The sequence below is a fragment of the Pseudomonas sp. KNUC1026 genome, from assembly GCF_021650705.1.
Classification (GTDB): domain Bacteria; phylum Pseudomonadota; class Gammaproteobacteria; order Pseudomonadales; family Pseudomonadaceae; genus Aquipseudomonas.
Window position 1 is genome coordinate 4,045,940 of record NZ_CP087138.1, and the last position, 17,751, is coordinate 4,063,690.

Genomic DNA, 17,751 nt, shown 5'->3' on the forward strand with positions numbered 1-17,751 from the left:
AAGCCCCTCCAACCGCTCCAAAATCGCTAACTCGTTGAATCTCAAGGAGTTTCGCGTTCCGTTGTCGCTGGAAGTGGGGCGCATTATAAGGGGATTGGAAACGCCGTCAACACTTATTTCGAAATAACCGGGCAATAGCTTTATTGCCCGGTATAACGCCTATCAGCTGACCTGATTGAGCGCTTCGCCCACCGCATCGAACAGTGTTGCCATCTCTGCAGCAGTCGCATTGAACATCGGCCCGAACTGCAGCGTGTCGCCGCCGTAACGTACATAGAAGCCTTTGTCCCACAACTTCATGGCAGCCTCGAACGGTCGCACGATGGCGTCGCCATCGCGCGGCGCCAGCTGGATCGCACCCGCCAGGCCGAAGTTGCGGATATCCACTATGTTCGCTGCCCCCTTCACGCCATGCAGGTGACGCTCGAAGTCCGGTGCCAACGCGGCAGCAGCCTGAACCAATTGCTCGTTCAACAGGATATCCAGGGCTGCGATCCCGGCCGCGCAGGCAACCGGATGCGCCGAGTAGGTGTAGCCGTGCGGGAATTCCACGGCGTACTCCGGCGTGGGTTGACTCATGAAGGTCTGATAGATCTCGCTGGTAGCGATAACCGCCCCCATGGGAATTGCACCGTTGGTGACCTGCTTGGCAATGCACATCAGGTCCGGCGTCACACCGAAGGTTTCGGCGCCGAATAAAGTACCCGTGCGGCCAAACCCGGTAATGACTTCATCGAAGATCAACAGGATATTGTGCTGATCGCAGATCTCACGCAGCCGCTTGAGGTAGCCCTTCGGGGGCGGCAGCACACCAGCCGATCCGGCCATTGGCTCCACGATCAGCGCCGCGATATTGGATGCATCGTGAAGCTCGATGCGCTTGAGCAACTCATCGGCCAGGGCGATACCGCCCTCCTCTGGCATTCCCTTGGAGAAGGCGTTGCCAGGCAAGAGCGTATGAGGAATGTGATCCACGTCCAGCAGTTGCCCGAACATCTTGCGGTTGCCATTGACCCCGCCCAGGCTGGTGCCCGCAATGTTGACGCCATGGTAGCCGCGTGCCCGGCCGATGATCTTGGTCTTGGACGCATGGCCTTTGAGGCGCCAGTACGCCTTGACCATCTTCAGCGCCGTGTCGGCGCATTCGGAGCCCGAGTTGGTATAAAAGACGTGATTGAGATTGCCAGGCGTGAGAGAGGTGATCTTTTCCGCCAGCTGGAACGACAGCGGATGCCCATATTGAAAGGCAGGCGAATAGTCGAGCACACCCAATTGCTTCGCTACCGCTTCCTGGATTTCCTTTCGGGTATGGCCAGCGCCGCAAGTCCACAGGCCCGAGAGGCTGTCATAGATCTTGCGGCCGCGATCATCGACAAGGTGCCGCTCATGAGCCGCCACGATCAGGCGCGGGTCACGCTGGAAGTTACGGTTGGCCGTATAAGGCATCCAGTGCGCGTCCAGCTTCAGCTGGCTGGCCAGCCCTTGGGGTGCATTTTCCAGCATGTTCATCTCAAGCCCTCGAGTCGACAGCGTTTGTTGTTGCCGCCTACGTTGGCACGCGGCTAAAGTCTCGAAAAGGCTGTTTTACCTATCCTCATTCCGGCGAGAACTAAACAATGAGCCGTCGAGAGACTCTTGCCCAGGTCAGCGACTTCGACATCCGCCTGCTGCGGGTCTTTCGCAGTGTGGTCGAAAGCGGTGGCTTTTCCGCAGCAGAGAACGTGCTGGGCATAGGCCGCTCGGCGATCAGCCAGCAGATGAGTGACCTGGAGCAGCGCCTGGGCCTGCGCTTGTGCCAACGCGGCAGGGCTGGTTTTTCGCTGACAGAGGAGGGCCGAGAGGTTTATCAATCTTCACTGCGCCTGCTGGGTGCGATGGAAACCTTCCGCACAGAAGTCAACGGCCTGCACCAGCACCTGCGCGGAGAGCTGAACATCGGCCTGACCGACAACCTGGTCACCGTGCCCCACATGCGCATCACCCATGCCCTGGCCCAGTTGAAAGATCGCGGCCCGGACGTGCGCATCCAGATCCGCATGATCGCCCCCAATCAGGTCGAACAAGGCGTGCTCGACGGCAGCCTCAACATTGGCGTGGTGCCTCAGGCAAGCCCGCTTCCCGGCCTTGAGTATCAGACGCTGTATAGCGAGCGCTCTCTGCTTTATTGCGCCGTAGGCCATCCGTTGTTCTATGCCGACGACACTTATATAGAAGAGGCCCGCCTGGACAGCCAGGATGCCATCGCTCCGACCTTTCGCCTCCCTGCCGATGTTCAGGCCAGTTACCAGCGCTTGAATTGCACCGCCAGCGCCTCCGACCGAGAAGGCATGGCGTTTCTCATCTTGACCGGCCGGTACATTGGCTACCTCCCTGACCACTACGCGCAAAGCTGGGTGCAACAAGGCCGGCTGCGCGCGCTCAAGCCCAGCCAGCGGTTCCATGACCTGAACCTGGCGTGGGTGACCCGCAAAGGTCGCCGGCCGAACCTGGTGCTGGAAAGCTTCATCGAAAGCCTGAGCCAGGCCCGATGACATCGTGCAGCCGCTCGGCCTTGCTCATGCACTGCGCCTGAACTATCAACGCACTCACTGAACGCGACGGACTCACACGCATGCCCGCCAGCCACGAAACCCCTGATACTGCCAAACCTGCTTCACGTATCCGCCAGAAGAACCAGGCCGCCATCTTGCGCGCAGCCGAACAGGAATTCGCCTGCCACGGCTTCAAAGGCACCAGCATGAACACCATCGCACTCAATGCCGGGCTGCCGAAGGCCAACCTGCACTATTACTTCAGTACCAAGCTCGAGCTGTATATCGCGGTGCTGCGCAACGTACTGGAGCTATGGGAAAGCAGCTTCAACCACCTTCGTGCATCGGATGACCCCGGCGAGGCCCTGGGGAACTATATTCGCGCCAAAATGGCGTTTTCCCGCCAGCATCCGGAGGCCTCGCGCGTCTTCGCGCTGGAAGTCATCAGCGGCGGCCTTTACCTGAGCGAACATTTCGGAGCGGATTACCGCGAGTGGTTTCGCGGCCGCGCAGCAGTGTTCGAACACTGGATCGCCAGCGGACAGATGGACCCGGTCGACCCGATCCACCTGATTTTCCTGATCTGGAGCAGCACACAGCACTACGCCGACTTCACCACGCAGATTTGCCAGATCACCGGCAGCAAGCGCTTGAGCCGGCACGACTTCAACATCGCCACTGACAACCTGATTCACATCGTGCTCAAAGGATGTGGTATCAGGGCGCCGCAACCCTGAACGCCCAGCACCATGCCTTCGACGCTCATCGACCTGTGTGAATACCGGGAAGACATCCGCAAAAGCCGCTTCATTGCCTTGGCTGGTCCAGCCGAAAGCCCCGAACAGGCGCAGGCGTTTCTGGCGCGCCACAGCGACATCGGCGCGACGCACAACTGCTGGGCCTGGAAGCTGGGCAGCCAGTACCGCAGCAGCGACGATGGCGAGCCCGGCGGCACCGCTGGCCGGCCGATCCTGGCGGCAATCGAAGCGCAAGGATGCGATCAGGTCGTCGTGCTGGTGATTCGCTGGTACGGCGGCATCCAGCTAGGTACCGGAGGCCTCGCTCGTGCTTACGGCGGCTGCGCCAACAAATGCCTGCAGCAGGCAGCCAAAATCGAACTGGTCATGCGCGAGCAATTCATACTGGCCTGCACCTTCAGCGAACATGCTCTGGTACGCCTGCGTATTCAGGAAGCAGGTGGCCTGATCGAGGACGAAGCTTTCACCGCCGAAGGCGTAAACCTGCGCATCGCATTGCCGCCGCCGGCGGCCACGGCGCTGGCGGAACAACTGACCGATCTGAGCCGTGGGCGCATTCGACTCAGGCTATCGCAGCCTTAACCCAACATCGCACACGCTGCAGTATGCTTGCCCATTCACATCTGCCGGGAGAAACAAGCATGGCCAACCAAACCGCATTGATCATCGGCGCCTCGCGTGGCCTGGGCCTCGGGCTGGCCGAGCGTTTCAGCGAAGCAGGCTGGGCAATCACCGCCACTGTTCGTTCGCCTGATGGCGCAAGCGCGCTGCAATCCTTGAGCAATGTCAGCGTCGAGTCGCTGGACATGAACCATCTTGATCAGATTACCGCGCTGGCCCAACGGCTGGCCGGGCAGGTCTTCGATGTGATCTTCATCAACGCCGGCATCATGGGCCCGGTGGGCGACCTGGGCCCGGTCACCGAAGCACAGGTCGGCGAGCTTTTCCTGACCAACGCCCTCTCGCCCATTCGCGTGGCCAAAGCCCTGGCTGGCCAATTACGGCCAAATACCGGCGTGCTGGCGTTCATGAGTTCGGGCCTTGGCAGCGTGCAATCGCCAGATGCTGTCGAAGCCGCGCTCTACAAAGCCAGCAAAGCCGCACTCAACTCGATGGTGAACACCTTCAACAGCCAACTGCCTGAACCGCGCCCCACCGTACTGTCGATGCACCCGGGCTGGGTGAAGACCGATATGGGCGGCGAGGACGCCGAGATCGACGTGCTCACCAGCACCAGCGGCATGTTCGCCCAGCTGCAGGCCTGGGCAGGCAAAGGCGGCCATCACTTCATCAACTACCGCGGCGACGTATTGCCCTGGTAACTCGCTACAACCCCATCAGCGATAGCATCACGAACGTCGCGAACAGTACGAAGTGCGTCATCCCCTCAATGGCATTGGTTTCACCGTCATTGAGGTTGATGGCGCATACCAGCAGCGTGATGAAGGCCATCACCGTCTGCACCGGTGTCATCGCCATCTGGAAGGGCTGGCCGTTGACCAGCGCCATCAGCTCCATCACCGGCACCGTCAGGATCACCGTCGAAAGCGATGCGCCCAGCGCGATGTTGACGACCGACTGCATGCGATTGGCCAGCGCTGCACGCAATGCAGTGAGGATCTCGGGCGCTGCGGAAATGCCCGCCACCAGAATCGCTGCCACCATCGGTGGCGCGCCGGTCCCTTTCAGGCCTACATCCATGGCCTGGGACATCACCTCGGCCAGTGCACCGATCAACGCTACGCCAAACACAAGCACTGCGACCGAAGCGCTCGTGCTACCGGCGGGCTCGTGCTCCGAATTGCGCGAGCGCTTCTTCTCCGGGTAGTGATAGCTGAAGAAATAACTGTGCGGGCCTGCCTGCATGCGCAGGAACACGCCGTAAAGCAGCACCATCGCGCCGATAGTAAAGGCCGAGTACAAATGCCAGTTGGCCTCTGGGATGAACTCCGGCACCACCATCGACACCCCCATAGCGGTGAGGATCATCACGCTGTAGGTGCGCGCCGAGTCATCGTTGTATGGCTGCTCGCCATGCTTGATACCACCCATCAACGCGGCGAGGCCCAGAATGCCGTTGATGTCGAGCATCACTGCCGAGTAAATGGTATCGCGCACCAGTGTCGGTGACGGCTCGTTGCTCATCATGATCGCCAGGATCACCACCTCCACCAGCACCGCTGCAAGGGTGAGGATCATGGTGCCGTAGGGGTCGCCGACTTTCTCGGCCAGCACCTCGGCATGGTGTGCCACCCGCAGCGAGGCGCAAACGATCGCCGCGATCAACGCACCTGCAGCAGCCAGGGCCACGCCCTGGCCGTTGCCCAGCAGGCTGTGTTCCAGCGGGTAGGCAAGCACTGCGGCGAGCACTGCCACCACCAGCAGCTTTTCCTCAAGGATGACCCTGATCATGTGTTTCCTTACGAAAGAATCGACAAATTGTTGCTAAAGACTACATGGATTGCATGATGGTTTCCGGACTCCCCGGTAGAATGGCGTTTTGCAACACGCTGGAGTAACACCATGTATGACTGGCTGAATCAGCTGCCCAAGGCAGAACTGCACATGCACCTGGAAGGCTCGCTCGAGCCGGAGCTGATGTTCGAGCTCGCCCGGCGCAACAACATCGCCTTGCCCTGGGACAACGTGGAGACTCTGCGCACCGCTTATGCCTTCAACAACCTGCAGGAATTTCTCGACCTTTATTACCAGGGCGCGAACGTACTGCGCACTGAACAGGATTTCTACGACCTTACCTGGGCGTACCTCAAGCGTTGCCATGCGCAGAACGTGATCCACACCGAACCCTTCTTCGACCCGCAGACCCATACCGACCGCGGTATCCCCTTCGAGGTCGCGCTCAACGGCATCAGCCAGGCGCTCGCCGATGGCAAGAAGCAGCTTGGCGTCGACAGTGGGTTGATCCTGAGCTTCTTGCGCCACCTGCCGGAAGAACAGGCCCAGGCGACACTCGACCAGGCGCTGCCCTACCGTGACCAGTTCATCGCCGTGGGCCTGGACAGTTCCGAGAAAGGCCACCCGCCGAGCAAGTTCAAACGCGTGTTCGACCGCGCACGAGCCGAGGGCTTCCTGACCGTGGCACACGCTGGCGAGGAAGGGCCACCCGAGTACATCTGGGAGGCACTGGACCTGCTCAAGATCCAACGCATCGACCACGGCGTTCGCGCCATCGAAGACGAGCGGCTGATGCAGCGAATCATCGATGAACAGATCCCGCTGACGGTGTGCCCGCTGTCGAACACCAAACTGTGCGTGTTCGACCATATGCGTGAACACAACATCCTGCAGATGCTGGAGCGTGGTGTGAAGGTGACCGTGAATTCCGACGACCCTGCGTACTTCGGCGGGTACCTGACCGAAAACTTCCATGCGCTTCACGAACACCTGGGCATGACGCAAGACCAGGCCAGGCGACTGGCTCAAAACAGCCTCGACGCTCGGCTGACAGCCTAACCCTCGCCGAATCGCGCCAATGCCTCGCGGCCTTGGCGCGTCACTTCAAAAGCCCGAGCCCCTTCCACCCGGCGCAGCCAGTTCATCTGCAAGGCGGTGCGCAACAGGCAAGCCCCCAAAGCACCGCCTATATGCGCACCGGCCCCGCACCAACCTTCGCAAAGGATGGCTCGCTGCCGCTCCCGTGCGGGTAACGCCTGCACAAACACGCCCCGCGCCGCAAAGCCCGATGCGCCCCGGGCGTCAGCCGCAGCTGCGGCCCCTCGAGCTCGAGCCAGCCCCCTGCCTGCAAGCGGCTCAACAGCGCTGCTGCCACTTCACCGCCCAGGTGCTCGCCGCAGCAACGTGCCTGGCGCATGGTGGCCGTAACCGGTGACCCGCACTCGGCGGGTTGCGCAGGCCGCGGCGCACTGATGACGCACACATGCGCCAACGCCTCCACCGCCGCACCCACTTCGGGCCCGGCGATACGAAAGTAGCGTTTGCGGCCACGGGCCTCGGGGGTAAGCAGCCCTGCTGCACACAACCTGGACAGATGGGCCCCCGCCGAAGACAGAGACACCCCCGCCAGGCGTGCCAATTCATCGCCCCCTCGCGAGGCTCCGTCGATCAGGGCCCAAAGCAGGGCACTACGCTTGGGGTCGGCTAGCAGCGTGGCCACCTGGCTGATGGCGGGGGCGTATTCCATGCTCAATCCTTGTAAGAAACACGTAATCAGGCGCCTGGCTGCCGCGCCGCTGCCAAGGATTATAAGCAGAGCCGGCCAGCCAGGAATGGCAGTGGGAAAGGCTGCATATCGTGTTTTTCAGGGTTGTGAGCTAATGCCCGGCATGCGGCCGAAAGGCAAAGCCAGCAAATCCGGGAGAGTGTTCGATACCGTTCAGCTTTATCCCACAAAGAACAAAGCATTTCCCTGCAACATCTGTGGAAATTTCCTGCGCGAGAACTAGACTGATCGCGCACCTTGGCGGGCGCATTTTGCTATCCAGAGTGAATCAACGCAGCCCACGGCCCTTGGCCACCCCTATCACATGAGGCGCTTGGCGATGAAGATTCAGTTGACTGAAATCCTGAAACCACAAGGGCAGTTCTGGCAGGTACGCATGGGGCACAACACGGTCAGCTTCCGCAGCGAAATGGAAGCCAAGCAGTTCGTGAGCACGTTGCAGCGCCGCCTGCAGGCCCCGCATCACCTGCCCCAGCAGCCGTCCATGGCAGTCTGAGGCACTTCAACCGCTCGTTGTGCGCAAGCGGCCGGTGGCCAGGCACACGCAAGCTGCCAGCAGACCGCAGGTAGCAAGCACGCCCGCCATCGGCACGGCGCTGCCATCAGCGAGCCTGCCTACTAGCGAGGCGCTTACCGAAGCGATGCTGAACTGCAGGCACCCCAGCAGCGCAGACGCGCTGCCGGCACGGTGCCCTTGGCCGTTCATGGCGCAAGCCGAGGCATTGGGCAGGATGCAGCCCAATGTGGCCATGCACACGAACAACGGCACCAGCAACGGCCACAGAACCGGAGGTTGCCAGGCGGCCACCAGCAGCAGGCAAAGCCCGGCTGCTGCGTGCACCCACACCATCCGCGAAAGAATACGCCCCGGTCCCAGGCGCGGGAGCAGGCGTGCATTGACCTGCGCTGCCACGATGAAGCCAAAGGCATTGGCGCCGAACACCCAGCCAAAATGCTCGGCAGGCACGCCATACAGCGTAATGACCACAAAAGCCGAACCGGTGATGTAGGCGAACATGCCCGCGATGGCCAGCGCCCCGATCAGCGCATGGCCCATGAACAGGCGGTCGACGAGCAAGCGGGCATATTGGCGCAAGGCCCCGCTCAACGGCTGCCGCGGCTTGCCTGCCGGCATGCTTTCAGGCAAGCGCAGCGCCACTGCGGCCAATGCCAGGCCGCTGAACAGGGTCAGGCACACGAAGATCCAGCGCCAGCCCACCGTGTTGACCAGAATCCCGCCCAGCATTGGAGCCAGGATCGGGGCAAGGCCCATCACCAGCATCAACTGCGAGAACACCTTGGCGGCCCCTACCGTGTCGCACTTGTCGGTCACGATCGCCCGCGACAGCACCATCCCGGCACAGCCGCCCAGCGCCTGGACGAACCGCGCCACCACCAGCGTCGGCAAATCCGGCGCCAGCGCGCAACCCAACGAGGCCACCGAAAAGAAGGCGATACCGACGAGCAATGGCACGCGCCGCCCATATCGGTCGGCAATGGGCCCATAGACCAATTGCCCGATGGACAGCCCCAGAAAATAGGAAGCCAGGGTCGCCTGAACATGCGCTTCGTCGGTGCCGAAGGCGTGGGCCATGGCCGGGAAGCCGGGCAGGTAGAAGTCGATCGCGAGCGGCCCGAAGGCGCTGAGCGCGCCAAGGATCAGCAGCGTGGTGAGGTTCATGGAAAGCCTGCGGGGATTAAACCGCCAAGTCTAACCCCGCAGGCAGGCAATTGCTTGTCAGGCGGGCCGGGCGGTATAGCCTTCCTCTTCGATCAGCTTGGCCACACTGGGCGCGTCCAGCTGGCTTTGCACCTGAACACGCCCCTCAGCCAGGTTCACGTCTACCTTCGCCTTGGGGTCTTGCGCCTGGATGGCCTGCGTCACAGCACGAACGCAGTGGCCACAGGTCATTCCTTGTACGGAAAAAGTGTGCATGGGTTGCCTCCTGGGAATCGATGCCGCACAGTCTCGACCTTGCCATGGGGGCAAGGTCAAGTTTCGCGCCGTACGGCCGATGCCCTGTCCAGCCCTTGCCATATGTGAACGCGCTTTTCACAGGAGTATTGCCATGCGCCGGCTCGCTGCCTCGTTCCTCGCCCTGCTCGCCTGGCCTCTTGCACCCATGGCCATGGCGGCCGGCCCTTCGGATTACACCGTGCTGATCATTTCGCGCGAGCGCCTGGAAGTGGGCACGCCCTGCGAAATCGGCCTGTACATGCAGGACCAACTGGTCGGCCGGCTGTTCCAGGAGCAGTCGATGTCGTTCAACCTGCCGCCGGGACAGGTGTCGATCCGCCTGCGAACCCTGCCCGGCGCGGCGCCGGGCTGCGAACAAGGCATGGGCGCCCCGAACGCCACCAACATCGCCTTGCGCGCCGGGCAAATCCAGAAGTATCGCGTGGTCAACGGCCTCAACGGGCTGTACCTCACCCCTGCCGCGCTGAACTATCCCGACTGATCGCTTGACCTTGCCCGCGTGGCAAGGTTGATGCTCATGGCCTGACTACAAGGAGGCGCCCATGGGCAGCACGCAATCTCTGGACCTGGCCATCGATGGCATGACCTGCACCAACTGCGCCGGGCGCGTGGAGCGGGCATTGCGCAAGGTCGATGGCGTGCACGAGGCCAGCGTCAGCTTCGCCAGCGAACGCGCCCGCGTCGCCTTTACAGCACCCGCTACCCCGAGGCGTTGATCGCACGTATCGAGCAAGCCGGTTACGGCGCGCAAGTGCCAGCTTCGGCACCCGAGCAGGCACACGCAGCCCAGGTACACGACCGCCACGCATTGCTCATGCTGATTGCCTCCGCCTTGCTGACCCTGCCATTGCTGCTGCCTATGCTCTGGCCAGCTCTGATGCTGCCGGCCTGGCTGCAATGGCTGCTGGCAAGCCCGGTGCAATGGATCGTGGGCGCGCGCTTCTACCGTGGCGCCTGGCACGCGCTGCGCTCAGGCACTGGCAACATGGACGTGCTCGTCGCACTGGGCACCACAGCGGGTTACGGGCTGAGCCTCTACCTGATGTGGGCCGCCCCCGCTGGCCATCCTCTCCATCTCTATTTCGAAGCCAGCGCCACCATCATTACCTTGGTACTGCTCGGCAAATACCTCGAAGCACGGGCCAAGCGCCAGGCATTGAGCGCGATCCGCTCGCTGCAGGCACTGCGCCCGGAACAGGCTACGTTGTGGCACGCAGGCCAGGAGCAGCGGGTGGCGGTGAGCAGCCTGCGCGTGGGCGACCTGGTGGTGGTGCGCCCTGCCGAGCGCTTCGCGGTCGATGGCCGGGTACGCGAGGGCCAGAGCCAGGTCGACGAGGCATTGATCACAGGCGAAAGCCTGCCGGTTCGCAAGGCGCCAGGCGATGCAGTCAGCGCGGGCGCCATCAACGGTGAGGGCCGCTTGCTGGTAGAAACCTGCGCAGTTGGCCAGGAGAGCCTGCTCGAACGCATCATCCGCCTGGTCGAAAGCGCCCAGGCCAGCAAGCCGCCGATCCAGCAGCGGGTCGACCGCATCAGCCAGATATTCGTACCCTCCATCATCGGCCTGGCAGCGCTCACGCTGATTGGCTGGTGGCTCTATGGCGCGGGCCTTGAGCAAGCGCTGGTTCATGCCGTCAGCGTGCTGGTGATCGCTTGCCCTTGTGCGCTTGGGCTGGCCACCCCGGCCGCGCTGATTACAGGGACCGGGGTAGCCGCACGCCACGGCATCTTGATCCGCAATGCCCAGGCATTGGAGCGCGGTACTCGCATCGAGGCCGTGGCGTTCGACAAGACCGGTACCCTCACGCTCGGCAAGCCCACACTGGTAGGCCTTGAAGGCGACGACACCTCACATGCCCTGGCCTTGGCAGGAGCCCTGCAAGCTGGTAGCGAACACCCGCTGGCCCACGCCGTGCTGCAGGCCTGCGACGAAAGAGGTGTGGCCACGCCTGCCGCGCAAAACATCAAATCGCTGCCGGGCCGTGGCATCGAAGGCGAAGTGGAAGGTGAAACCCTCGCCTTGGGCAATGAGCGCCTGTTGCATGACCACGCGCTGCAACCTGGCACGCTTGCCGTACAGGCGGAGCGCTGGGCCGGCGAGGGGCGTACGGTGTCATGGCTGATCGGTACAGCGCCTGCTCGCGTGTTGGGCGTTCTGGCTTTCGGCGACCAGTTGCGGCCTGGCGCCAAGGCGGCGGTGCAACGCCTGCACGAGCACGGCATCACGGTGCACCTGCTCAGCGGCGATGGCCAGGGCGCAGTGCGCCACGCGGCCCAGGCACTGGGCATCGAGCATGCCCAGGCGCAGCAACTGCCGCAGGACAAAGCCGCCTACCTGCACGCTTTGAGCGCCCGGCAAGCCGTGGCCATGGTCGGCGACGGCATCAACGATGCGCCGGCACTGGCCGCCGCAGACCTGAGCATCGCCATGGGCAGCGGCACGGACGTGGCCATCAACAGTGCCGACATTGCCCTGATGGCCAGTGACCCACGGCGCGTGGCCGACGCGCTGGACATCTGCCAGCGCACCTGTGGCAAGATCCGGCAAAACCTGTTCTGGGCGTTCATCTACAACCTGGTCGGCATCCCGCTGGCCGCACTGGGCATGCTCGACCCGGTATTCGCCGGCGCTGCCATGGCGCTGTCGAGCGTCAGCGTGGTGAGCAATGCGTTGCTGCTCAAGACATGGAAACCCGCAAGCCTGGAGGACACCCCATGAATATCGGCCAGGCCGCGCAACGCAGCGGCCTCAGCGCGAAGATGATCCGCCATTACGAGGCGATCGGCCTGCTCGCCAGTGCTCAGCGCAGCGCGAGCGGCTATCGGATTTACAGCGAGCAGGACCTGCACACCTTGAGCTTCATCAAGCGCGCACGTGACCTGGGCTTTTCGCTCGAAGAGGTGGCGCGGCTGCTGGCCTTGTGGCAAGACCGCGGCCGCGCGAGTGCCGACGTCAAGGCCGTTGCAAGGGAACACATTGCGGCCTTGGAGGCCCGCATCGCGGAGCTCGCCAGCCTGCGCGACACCCTGGCGCACCTGGTGGACCACTGCCAGGGCAACGACCGGCCGGACTGCCCGATCCTCGAACAGCTGGGCGCTGGCTGCGCCCACTGCGGCTAGTGCATCCAGGGCGGCGTCGGCTCTTCCTGGCGTTCATCGTCGCCCGCCAGTAACGCCTGGCGCCGCGCTTCCTCGCGCTTGGCTGCCTCGATTTCGCGCATCACCGCATTCACGTCAGCGCTGTGCTCTTCTTCCTTGAACTGACCAGTCAAGACGGTTTCAGGCGTCAGCTCACCCGCCTTGTACAAGGCCCACATTTCCGGAGCGAAACGGGTGCTGCGCAATTCCGGCGCGAAGTGGCCGAAGTAGCTGGCCATGTTGTTCACGTCGCGCTCAAGCATCGAGAACGCGTGGTTGTTGGCCGCAGCGTCCACCGCCTGGGGCAGGTCGATGATCACCGGCCCGTCGGGGCCGAGCAGTACGTTGAATTCCGACAGGTCGCCATGCACCAGCCCGGCGCACAGCATCAGCACGATCTGTTCGATCAGGAACGCGTGGTACTGGCGCGCCTGATCCGGCTCCAGGTCCACGTCGTTGAGCCGCGGCGCAGCATCACCATCGGCGCCGACGATCATTTCCATCAGCAGCACGCCGTCGAGAAAATCGTACGGCTTGGGCACTCGCACCCCGGCGTTGGCCAGGCGAAACAATGCCGCCACCTCGGCGTTCTGCCAGGCCTCCTCGGCCTCCTTGCGCCCGTATTTGCTGCCCTTGGCCATGGCCCGGGCCTGCCGGCTGTTACGGGTCTTGCGGCCTTCCTGGTACTCGGCCGCCTGGCGGAAGCTGCGCTTGTTGGCTTCCTTGTATACCTTGGCGCAACGCAACTCACGGCCACAGCGCACCACGTACACTGCAGCCTCCTTGCCGCTCATCAACGGGCGCAGCACTTCATCGACCAAGCCGTCTTCGATCAACGGTTCAATGCGTTTTGGCGTTTTCATCGGTTCGGTATCGGTCCTCGGGTCACCGGAGCGGGCGAATGCTTTTGTCCATGCACGGGCATGCAAGCAGCCCGCCAACGCGCCAGCATAGCGGGTTTGTTCAAGAGTGGAACAATTCCCCGGTGTTTGCCCGAACAATGCCTTGAAGGCGGCGATATAGGCGGAGGTTGATTCATAGCCGCAGCCTAGAGCGGCCTGGGTCACTCCGGCGCCATCCTGCAGGGCCTCAAGCGAGGCCAACAGGCGCATGCGCTGGCGCCAGGCACGAAACCCTAGTCCGGTTTCCCGCTGAAAGAGCCGCGTCAAAGTCTTGCCGGCCATCCCCAGCTGCGCCGCCCAGCGCTCCAGGCTCGCGTCGGCATCCGGGCGGTGCATCAAGCTGTCGCACAGCGCCAGGAGCCGCGCATGGTGGGGCATGGGCAAAGAAAATTGCACCTCCGGCAGCAGCGCCAATTGATCCAGCAACACGCTCACCAAACGCGCCTCGGCGCTGTCGCCTTGTGGATACTCTACCGGCAACTCACAGAACGCCTTGATCAGCTCGCGTGCGAGCGGCGTCACCTCCAGTACTCGGCAACGCGCCTCGGCCCAGGGGCAGGCCTGGGCGTCGACGTACAGGCTGCGCATCTGCGCGCGCATGCTGGTGGTGACGCGGTGTTCCAGCCCCGCCGGTATCCACACGCCCCACTGTGGCGGTGCGAAGAAGCTGCCATGGTCGGTATGAATACCCAGCACGCCACTGATTGCGTAGGAAAACTGCACCCAGCCGTGGCGGTGAGGCGGCGTCCATGAGCCGGCCGACAGGCTCTCGGCGCGCGCGTACAGCGGGCGCGGCAGTTGCGAGAGTGCAGGAATGGCGCGCGGCAGAGGGATTTGTCCGTTTGGCGGCATCGCTTGGCCTTATAGCGCAAGACGGAAACAGGCTGAAACAGTACCCTGAGCCTGAAAAACCGTCACTCAATTTTACGAAGCAGCGGGTCTTGCGATGCAATTGCTCAACCAACTCAAGCGGCTGGTCACAGACTGGTTCCTCTGCGGCATGGTGCTGGCCACCGTGCTTGCGTATTTCTTCCCAGGCTTCGGCGCTCACGGCGGCGCCATGCACGCCGAGCTGGTGGTGAATGTCGGCGTGTTCGTGGTGTTCTTCCTGCACGGCATCAATCTCTCCAGCGAGCAGATCCGCCATGGCATGAAGAACTGGAAGCTGCACGCCATGGTGCAAGGCTTCACCTTCATCGTGTTCCCATTGATCTGGCTGTTCGCCTACTTCGTATTGGGCCAGCGGATTTCGCCAGCGCTGATGCTGGGTTTCTTCTACCTCTGCGCCCTGCCCTCGACCATTTCGTCGTCAGTGGCCCTGACCGGCAGCGCCTTCGGCAACGTGCCGGCAGCGATCCTCAATGCCAGCCTCTCCAGCGTGCTGGGCATCTTCATCACACCGTGGCTGTGCAGCCTGGTGGTGGGCAGCGGTGCTGGCGGCATCGACCTTGGCCCTACCCTGCTGAGCCTGTGCCTGATGCTGTTGCTGCCTTTGGTGTTGGGCCAGTTGCTGCGCCCGCTGCTGGGCAAATGGTTCGCTCGCTACAAGCGCTACACCAGCGTCATAGACAAGGTCGTGATTCTGCTGCTGGTGTACGCGGCCTTCTGCGACTCGATGGTCTCGGGCCTGTGGCAGCAACAGGGTGACGGCGTGCTGGTGACCGCCTTCGCCGGGGTGGCACTGCTGCTGGCGGTGATCCTGTTCCTGACCACGCGCACCGGGCGGCTGCTGGGGTTCAACCATGCCGACCACGTGGCGGCGGTGTTCTGTGCCACCAAAAAGTCCCTGGCCGCTGGCGCGCCGATGGCTGCGCTGATCTTCCAGGGCAACGGCGCGCTGGGCCTGATCCTGCTGCCGATCATGATTTATCACCCCCTGCAGTTGATCGTCTGCTCGGTGATGGCCGAGGGTTATTCGCACCGCTTCAAAAGCGCCCAGGTGGCGGCGACCGCCTGAACGCTGCTCCTCGCAGGCGGTCCACAAAAGGACTGACCTGCGGTGGAGCGTGACATGAACGACCCCTACCTGAGATTCGTCAATTCCGAATTCGGCCGCAAACTGGCCCGCGCTGCGGGCTTGCCACAGCCCGCACCGCTGGAGCGCTGGCAACCTGGCCAGCAAGGCTCGGTGGGCGGCCCCCTGGTGGTGGGTGGCGGCCCGCTGGCAGCGCAAGCTGCCGACATCGGCAAACAATTGGCGCCACAGGCGCTGCGCTTTCAACAGGCGACGTTGGCGCTCGATGAATGGCTTCCCGAGAGCAGCGCGCCGGTCAAGGCGGTTGTCTTCGACGCCAGCGACCTGTTGACCACTGCGCAGCTTAGTGCCTTGCCCAACTTCTTCCAGCCACTGATGCGCCACCTGGCAAACCACGCTCGCGTGCTGATCCTCGGCCGCCTGCCTGACCCTGCCGCCGATACCGAAGGCTACGTCAGCCAACGTGCGCTGGAGGGCTTCAGCCGTTCGCTGGCCAAGGAGTTGCGCGACGGCGCAACGGCACAATTGCTGTATGTCGACGAAGGTGCCGAGCCTCAGCTCGAAGGTGCGCTGCGGTTTTTCCTGTCGACCAAGAGCGCCTACATCAGCGGCCAGGTGCTGCACCTGCGCCCCGCTGCCCACGCACCCGGTGACTGGGTTCGGCCACTGGCAGGCCGCCGCGCATTGGTCACCGGCGCCGCGCGCGGCATCGGCGCAGCCATTGCCGAAACCCTCGCCCGCGATGGCGCGCAACTGCTGCTGGTGGATGTGCCCAGCGCTCAGGCCGATCTCGATGCGTTGGCCCAGCGCCTGGGCGGGCAGAGCCTTGCGCTGGACATCAGCGCCGCAGATGCCTCGGAGCAACTGGTGAAGACGTTTGGCGAGGGCCTGGACATACTCGTACACAACGCCGGCATCACCCGGGACAAAACGGTTGCCAACCTCTCGCCGGACCTGTGGGACCCGGTAATCGCCATCAACCTTGAAGCGCCGCGGCTGATCACCGAGGCATTGTTCGCTGCCGGAACCCTGCGTGACGACGCCCGAGTGGTACTGCTCGGTTCGGTCAGCGCCATCGGCGGCAACCGCGGCCAGGCCAATTATGCCGCCAGCAAGGCCGGGCTGGTGGCGTTGGCGCATGCCTTGGCACCGCGGCTGGGCGAGCGAGGCATCGGCATATCGGTCGTTGCACCAGGCTTTATCGAAACCAGGATGACCGAACAGATGCCCTTCGCGCTGCGCGAAGCCGGCCGGCGAATGAACGTGCTCGGCCAGGGTGGTCAGCCGCAGGATGTTGCCGAAGCCGTTGCCTGGCTGGCGCAACCGGTTGGCGGCGCGCTCAGTGGCCAGGTGCTGCGAGTGTGCGGCCACAGTTATCTGGGGGCCTGAACATGACCCAATGGCAGACGCTGGACCAACCACCGGCCACCGCTGGTCTCTATGCACGGGCGGCGCTGCGCCAGCGCGTCACCGGTAATGCCCTGCCTGATATCGGCCTGCGTTGCGTGCTGGCGCCAGACGCGGTTCGCCTGGGCGCTTATCGCCAGGTGTGCGGCTACGATAACGACGGCCTGCTGCCGGCCACCTACCCGCAGGTGCTGGCGTTCAACCTGCAACTGGCGTTACTTACCGATCCAGGCTTTCCCTACCCGCTGGCCGGGCTGGTGCAGTTGGCCGAACGCCTGCGCCTGCATCGTCCGCTGGGTGCAGTCAACCGAGTGAGCGCCAGCGTCAGCGTGCAAGGCCTGCGCCCCCATGAGCACGGTGCGGTCTTCACGCTGGTCACGCGCATCGATGACGCCCTTGGGCTGCTCTGGGAGGCCGAAGCCGACCTGCTGTGCCGCAAGGCACAGGTCGATGGGCAGAGCCTGGCAGACCCGCAGCCGGCCGACCTGCCTGCCGACGAAGTCGCACACTGGCTCGCCGGTAAAGACATCGGACGCCAGTACGCCCGGGTCGCGGGCGACTTCAACCCTATCCATCTGGGCCAGGCCAGTGCGCGGCTGTTCGGTTTCAAACAGGCCATCGCCCCCGGCATGTGGGCCTTGGCCCGTGCCCTGGCGGCGCTTGGCTCACGAGTACCTGCGGCGGGCTGCGAAATTCAGGCGCAATTTCTCAAGCCCATCTCGCTGCCCAGTGAAGTGGTGCTCAAGGCCAGCAGCGGCGGCGAGCACGGGTGTTTTTCGCTCACCGGCGGCGACGGCTCATTGCACTTGGCCGGGCTCTGGCAGCCGTTGGGCTAGCCTGCACATTTCTTCTAGACGCCAC

General features: G+C 63.3%; 16 protein-coding genes and 3 pseudogenes. 12 read left to right on the forward strand and 7 right to left on the reverse strand.

Features of this window, described 5'->3' with window-relative positions:
* Positions 1-162 precede the first annotated feature (162 nt).
* On the reverse strand, positions 163-1,509 hold the full coding sequence (locus tag LN139_RS19135) for an aspartate aminotransferase family protein (RefSeq protein WP_236355621.1): 1,347 nt from the start codon (positions 1,507-1,509) through the stop codon (positions 163-165).
* Between the two features lie 107 nt (positions 1,510-1,616).
* Here LN139_RS19135 and LN139_RS19140 point away from each other — a divergent pair, with 107 nt between their 5' ends.
* The 4 genes from LN139_RS19140 to LN139_RS19155 all read left to right on the forward strand — a co-directional run bounded on the left by LN139_RS19140 (position 1,617) and on the right by LN139_RS19155 (position 4,611).
* Positions 1,617-2,531: a LysR family transcriptional regulator gene (locus tag LN139_RS19140; protein ID WP_236355622.1), complete on the forward strand. Its 915-nt coding sequence runs from the start codon at positions 1,617-1,619 to the stop codon at positions 2,529-2,531.
* 80 nt (positions 2,532-2,611) lie between these two features.
* A complete protein-coding gene (locus tag LN139_RS19145) occupies positions 2,612-3,268 on the forward strand; it encodes a TetR/AcrR family transcriptional regulator (protein WP_236355623.1) in 657 nt (218 codons plus the stop codon).
* 12 nt (positions 3,269-3,280) lie between these two features.
* Positions 3,281-3,871 (forward strand): IMPACT family protein, encoded by a 591-nt coding sequence (locus tag LN139_RS19150; RefSeq protein ID WP_236355624.1) that lies wholly within the window; start codon positions 3,281-3,283, stop codon positions 3,869-3,871.
* 59 nt (positions 3,872-3,930) lie between these two features.
* Positions 3,931-4,611, forward strand: a complete 681-nt coding sequence (locus LN139_RS19155) for an SDR family oxidoreductase (RefSeq protein WP_236355625.1) — start codon at positions 3,931-3,933, stop codon at positions 4,609-4,611.
* Between the two features lie 4 nt (positions 4,612-4,615).
* On the opposite strand, the gene LN139_RS19160 is transcribed toward LN139_RS19155, so the two are convergent.
* Positions 4,616-5,701, reverse strand: coding sequence for a calcium:proton antiporter (locus LN139_RS19160; protein ID WP_236355626.1), 1,086 nt, complete (start codon positions 5,699-5,701; stop codon positions 4,616-4,618).
* Positions 5,702-5,812: 111 nt separating this feature from the next.
* Between LN139_RS19160 and LN139_RS19165 the strand changes: the two genes are divergently transcribed.
* On the forward strand, positions 5,813-6,763 hold the full coding sequence (locus tag LN139_RS19165; protein WP_236355627.1) for an adenosine deaminase: 951 nt from the start codon (positions 5,813-5,815) through the stop codon (positions 6,761-6,763).
* Here the strand turns inward: LN139_RS19165 and LN139_RS19170 are convergent.
* Positions 6,760-7,451: pseudogene (locus tag LN139_RS19170) on the reverse strand (ArsR/SmtB family transcription factor). The gene LN139_RS19165 and the pseudogene LN139_RS19170 overlap by 4 nt on opposite strands.
* Positions 7,452-7,809: 358 nt before the next feature.
* Here LN139_RS19170 and LN139_RS19175 point away from each other — a divergent pair.
* Positions 7,810-7,986, forward strand: a complete 177-nt coding sequence (locus LN139_RS19175; RefSeq protein WP_236355628.1) for a hypothetical protein — start codon at positions 7,810-7,812, stop codon at positions 7,984-7,986.
* Between the two features lie 6 nt (positions 7,987-7,992).
* Here LN139_RS19175 and LN139_RS19180 read toward each other — a convergent pair whose 3' ends face one another.
* Together LN139_RS19180 and LN139_RS19185 are read right to left on the reverse strand one after the other, a co-directional pair.
* Positions 7,993-9,171: a multidrug effflux MFS transporter gene (locus LN139_RS19180; protein WP_236355629.1), complete on the reverse strand. Its 1,179-nt coding sequence runs from the start codon at positions 9,169-9,171 to the stop codon at positions 7,993-7,995.
* Positions 9,172-9,228: 57 nt separating this feature from the next.
* On the reverse strand, positions 9,229-9,426 hold the full coding sequence (locus tag LN139_RS19185) for a heavy-metal-associated domain-containing protein (RefSeq protein ID WP_236355630.1): 198 nt from the start codon (positions 9,424-9,426) through the stop codon (positions 9,229-9,231).
* Positions 9,427-9,559: 133 nt separating this feature from the next.
* On the opposite strand from LN139_RS19185, the gene LN139_RS19190 reads away from it, so the two are divergent.
* The 3 genes and pseudogenes from LN139_RS19190 (at position 9,560) to cueR (ending at position 12,588) form a co-directional block, all read left to right on the forward strand.
* A complete protein-coding gene (locus LN139_RS19190) occupies positions 9,560-9,949 on the forward strand; it encodes a hypothetical protein (RefSeq protein WP_442964341.1) in 390 nt (129 codons plus the stop codon).
* Positions 9,950-10,010: 61 nt separating this feature from the next.
* Positions 10,011-12,187 (forward strand): annotated as a pseudogene (locus LN139_RS19195) (heavy metal translocating P-type ATPase).
* Positions 12,184-12,588, forward strand: coding sequence for a Cu(I)-responsive transcriptional regulator (gene cueR / locus LN139_RS19200; RefSeq protein ID WP_236355631.1), 405 nt, complete (start codon positions 12,184-12,186; stop codon positions 12,586-12,588). Before LN139_RS19195 ends, cueR begins: the two are co-directional and overlap by 4 nt.
* On the opposite strand, the gene LN139_RS19205 is transcribed toward cueR, so the two are convergent.
* Both LN139_RS19205 and LN139_RS19210 read right to left on the reverse strand, forming a co-directional pair.
* On the reverse strand, positions 12,585-13,469 hold the full coding sequence (locus LN139_RS19205) for a PA4780 family RIO1-like protein kinase (RefSeq protein WP_236360518.1): 885 nt from the start codon (positions 13,467-13,469) through the stop codon (positions 12,585-12,587). The genes cueR and LN139_RS19205 overlap by 4 nt on opposite strands.
* Positions 13,470-13,586: 117 nt before the next feature.
* Positions 13,587-14,360, reverse strand: a pseudogene (locus LN139_RS19210) (AraC family transcriptional regulator); the annotation flags it as partial.
* Between the two features lie 94 nt (positions 14,361-14,454).
* Between LN139_RS19210 and LN139_RS19215 the strand changes: the two are divergent.
* Genes LN139_RS19215 through LN139_RS19225 form a run of 3 tightly spaced genes read left to right on the forward strand, consistent with a single transcriptional unit; the run spans position 14,455 to position 17,726 of the window.
* Positions 14,455-15,465 carry a bile acid:sodium symporter family protein gene (locus LN139_RS19215; protein WP_236355632.1) on the forward strand — a complete coding sequence of 337 codons (1,011 nt, stop codon included), beginning with the start codon at positions 14,455-14,457 and terminating at the stop codon, positions 15,463-15,465.
* Between the two features lie 54 nt (positions 15,466-15,519).
* Entirely contained in the window at positions 15,520-16,872 is a 1,353-nt protein-coding gene (locus LN139_RS19220; protein WP_236355633.1) for a 3-oxoacyl-ACP reductase, read from the forward strand.
* Positions 16,873-16,874: 2 nt separating this feature from the next.
* On the forward strand, positions 16,875-17,726 hold the full coding sequence (locus tag LN139_RS19225) for a MaoC/PaaZ C-terminal domain-containing protein (RefSeq protein ID WP_236355634.1): 852 nt from the start codon (positions 16,875-16,877) through the stop codon (positions 17,724-17,726).
* Positions 17,727-17,751 lie beyond the last annotated feature (25 nt).

What these genes read in the sequence shown, in the direction of transcription:
- LN139_RS19225 (WP_236355634.1), top strand. Translation starts at nt 16,875, where the DNA reads ATGACCCAATGGCAGACGCTGGACCAACCACCGGCCACCGCTGGTCTC.
- LN139_RS19175 (WP_236355628.1), top strand. Translation starts at nt 7,810, where the DNA reads ATGAAGATTCAGTTGACTGAAATCCTGAAACCACAAGGGCAGTTCTGG.
- LN139_RS19145 (WP_236355623.1), top strand. Translation starts at nt 2,612, where the DNA reads ATGCCCGCCAGCCACGAAACCCCTGATACTGCCAAACCTGCTTCACGT.
- LN139_RS19150 (WP_236355624.1), top strand. Translation starts at nt 3,281, where the DNA reads ATGCCTTCGACGCTCATCGACCTGTGTGAATACCGGGAAGACATCCGC.
- LN139_RS19135 (WP_236355621.1), bottom strand. Translation starts at nt 1,509, where the DNA reads ATGAACATGCTGGAAAATGCACCCCAAGGGCTGGCCAGCCAGCTGAAG.
- LN139_RS19215 (WP_236355632.1), top strand. Translation starts at nt 14,455, where the DNA reads ATGCAATTGCTCAACCAACTCAAGCGGCTGGTCACAGACTGGTTCCTC.
- cueR (WP_236355631.1), top strand. Translation starts at nt 12,184, where the DNA reads ATGAATATCGGCCAGGCCGCGCAACGCAGCGGCCTCAGCGCGAAGATG.
- LN139_RS19165 (WP_236355627.1), top strand. Translation starts at nt 5,813, where the DNA reads ATGTATGACTGGCTGAATCAGCTGCCCAAGGCAGAACTGCACATGCAC.
- LN139_RS19160 (WP_236355626.1), bottom strand. Translation starts at nt 5,701, where the DNA reads ATGATCAGGGTCATCCTTGAGGAAAAGCTGCTGGTGGTGGCAGTGCTC.
- LN139_RS19185 (WP_236355630.1), bottom strand. Translation starts at nt 9,426, where the DNA reads ATGCACACTTTTTCCGTACAAGGAATGACCTGTGGCCACTGCGTTCGT.
- LN139_RS19190 (WP_442964341.1), top strand. Translation starts at nt 9,560, where the DNA reads ATGCGCCGGCTCGCTGCCTCGTTCCTCGCCCTGCTCGCCTGGCCTCTT.
- LN139_RS19180 (WP_236355629.1), bottom strand. Translation starts at nt 9,171, where the DNA reads ATGAACCTCACCACGCTGCTGATCCTTGGCGCGCTCAGCGCCTTCGGG.
- LN139_RS19140 (WP_236355622.1), top strand. Translation starts at nt 1,617, where the DNA reads ATGAGCCGTCGAGAGACTCTTGCCCAGGTCAGCGACTTCGACATCCGC.
- LN139_RS19155 (WP_236355625.1), top strand. Translation starts at nt 3,931, where the DNA reads ATGGCCAACCAAACCGCATTGATCATCGGCGCCTCGCGTGGCCTGGGC.
- LN139_RS19220 (WP_236355633.1), top strand. Translation starts at nt 15,520, where the DNA reads ATGAACGACCCCTACCTGAGATTCGTCAATTCCGAATTCGGCCGCAAA.
- LN139_RS19205 (WP_236360518.1), bottom strand. Translation starts at nt 13,469, where the DNA reads ATGAAAACGCCAAAACGCATTGAACCGTTGATCGAAGACGGCTTGGTC.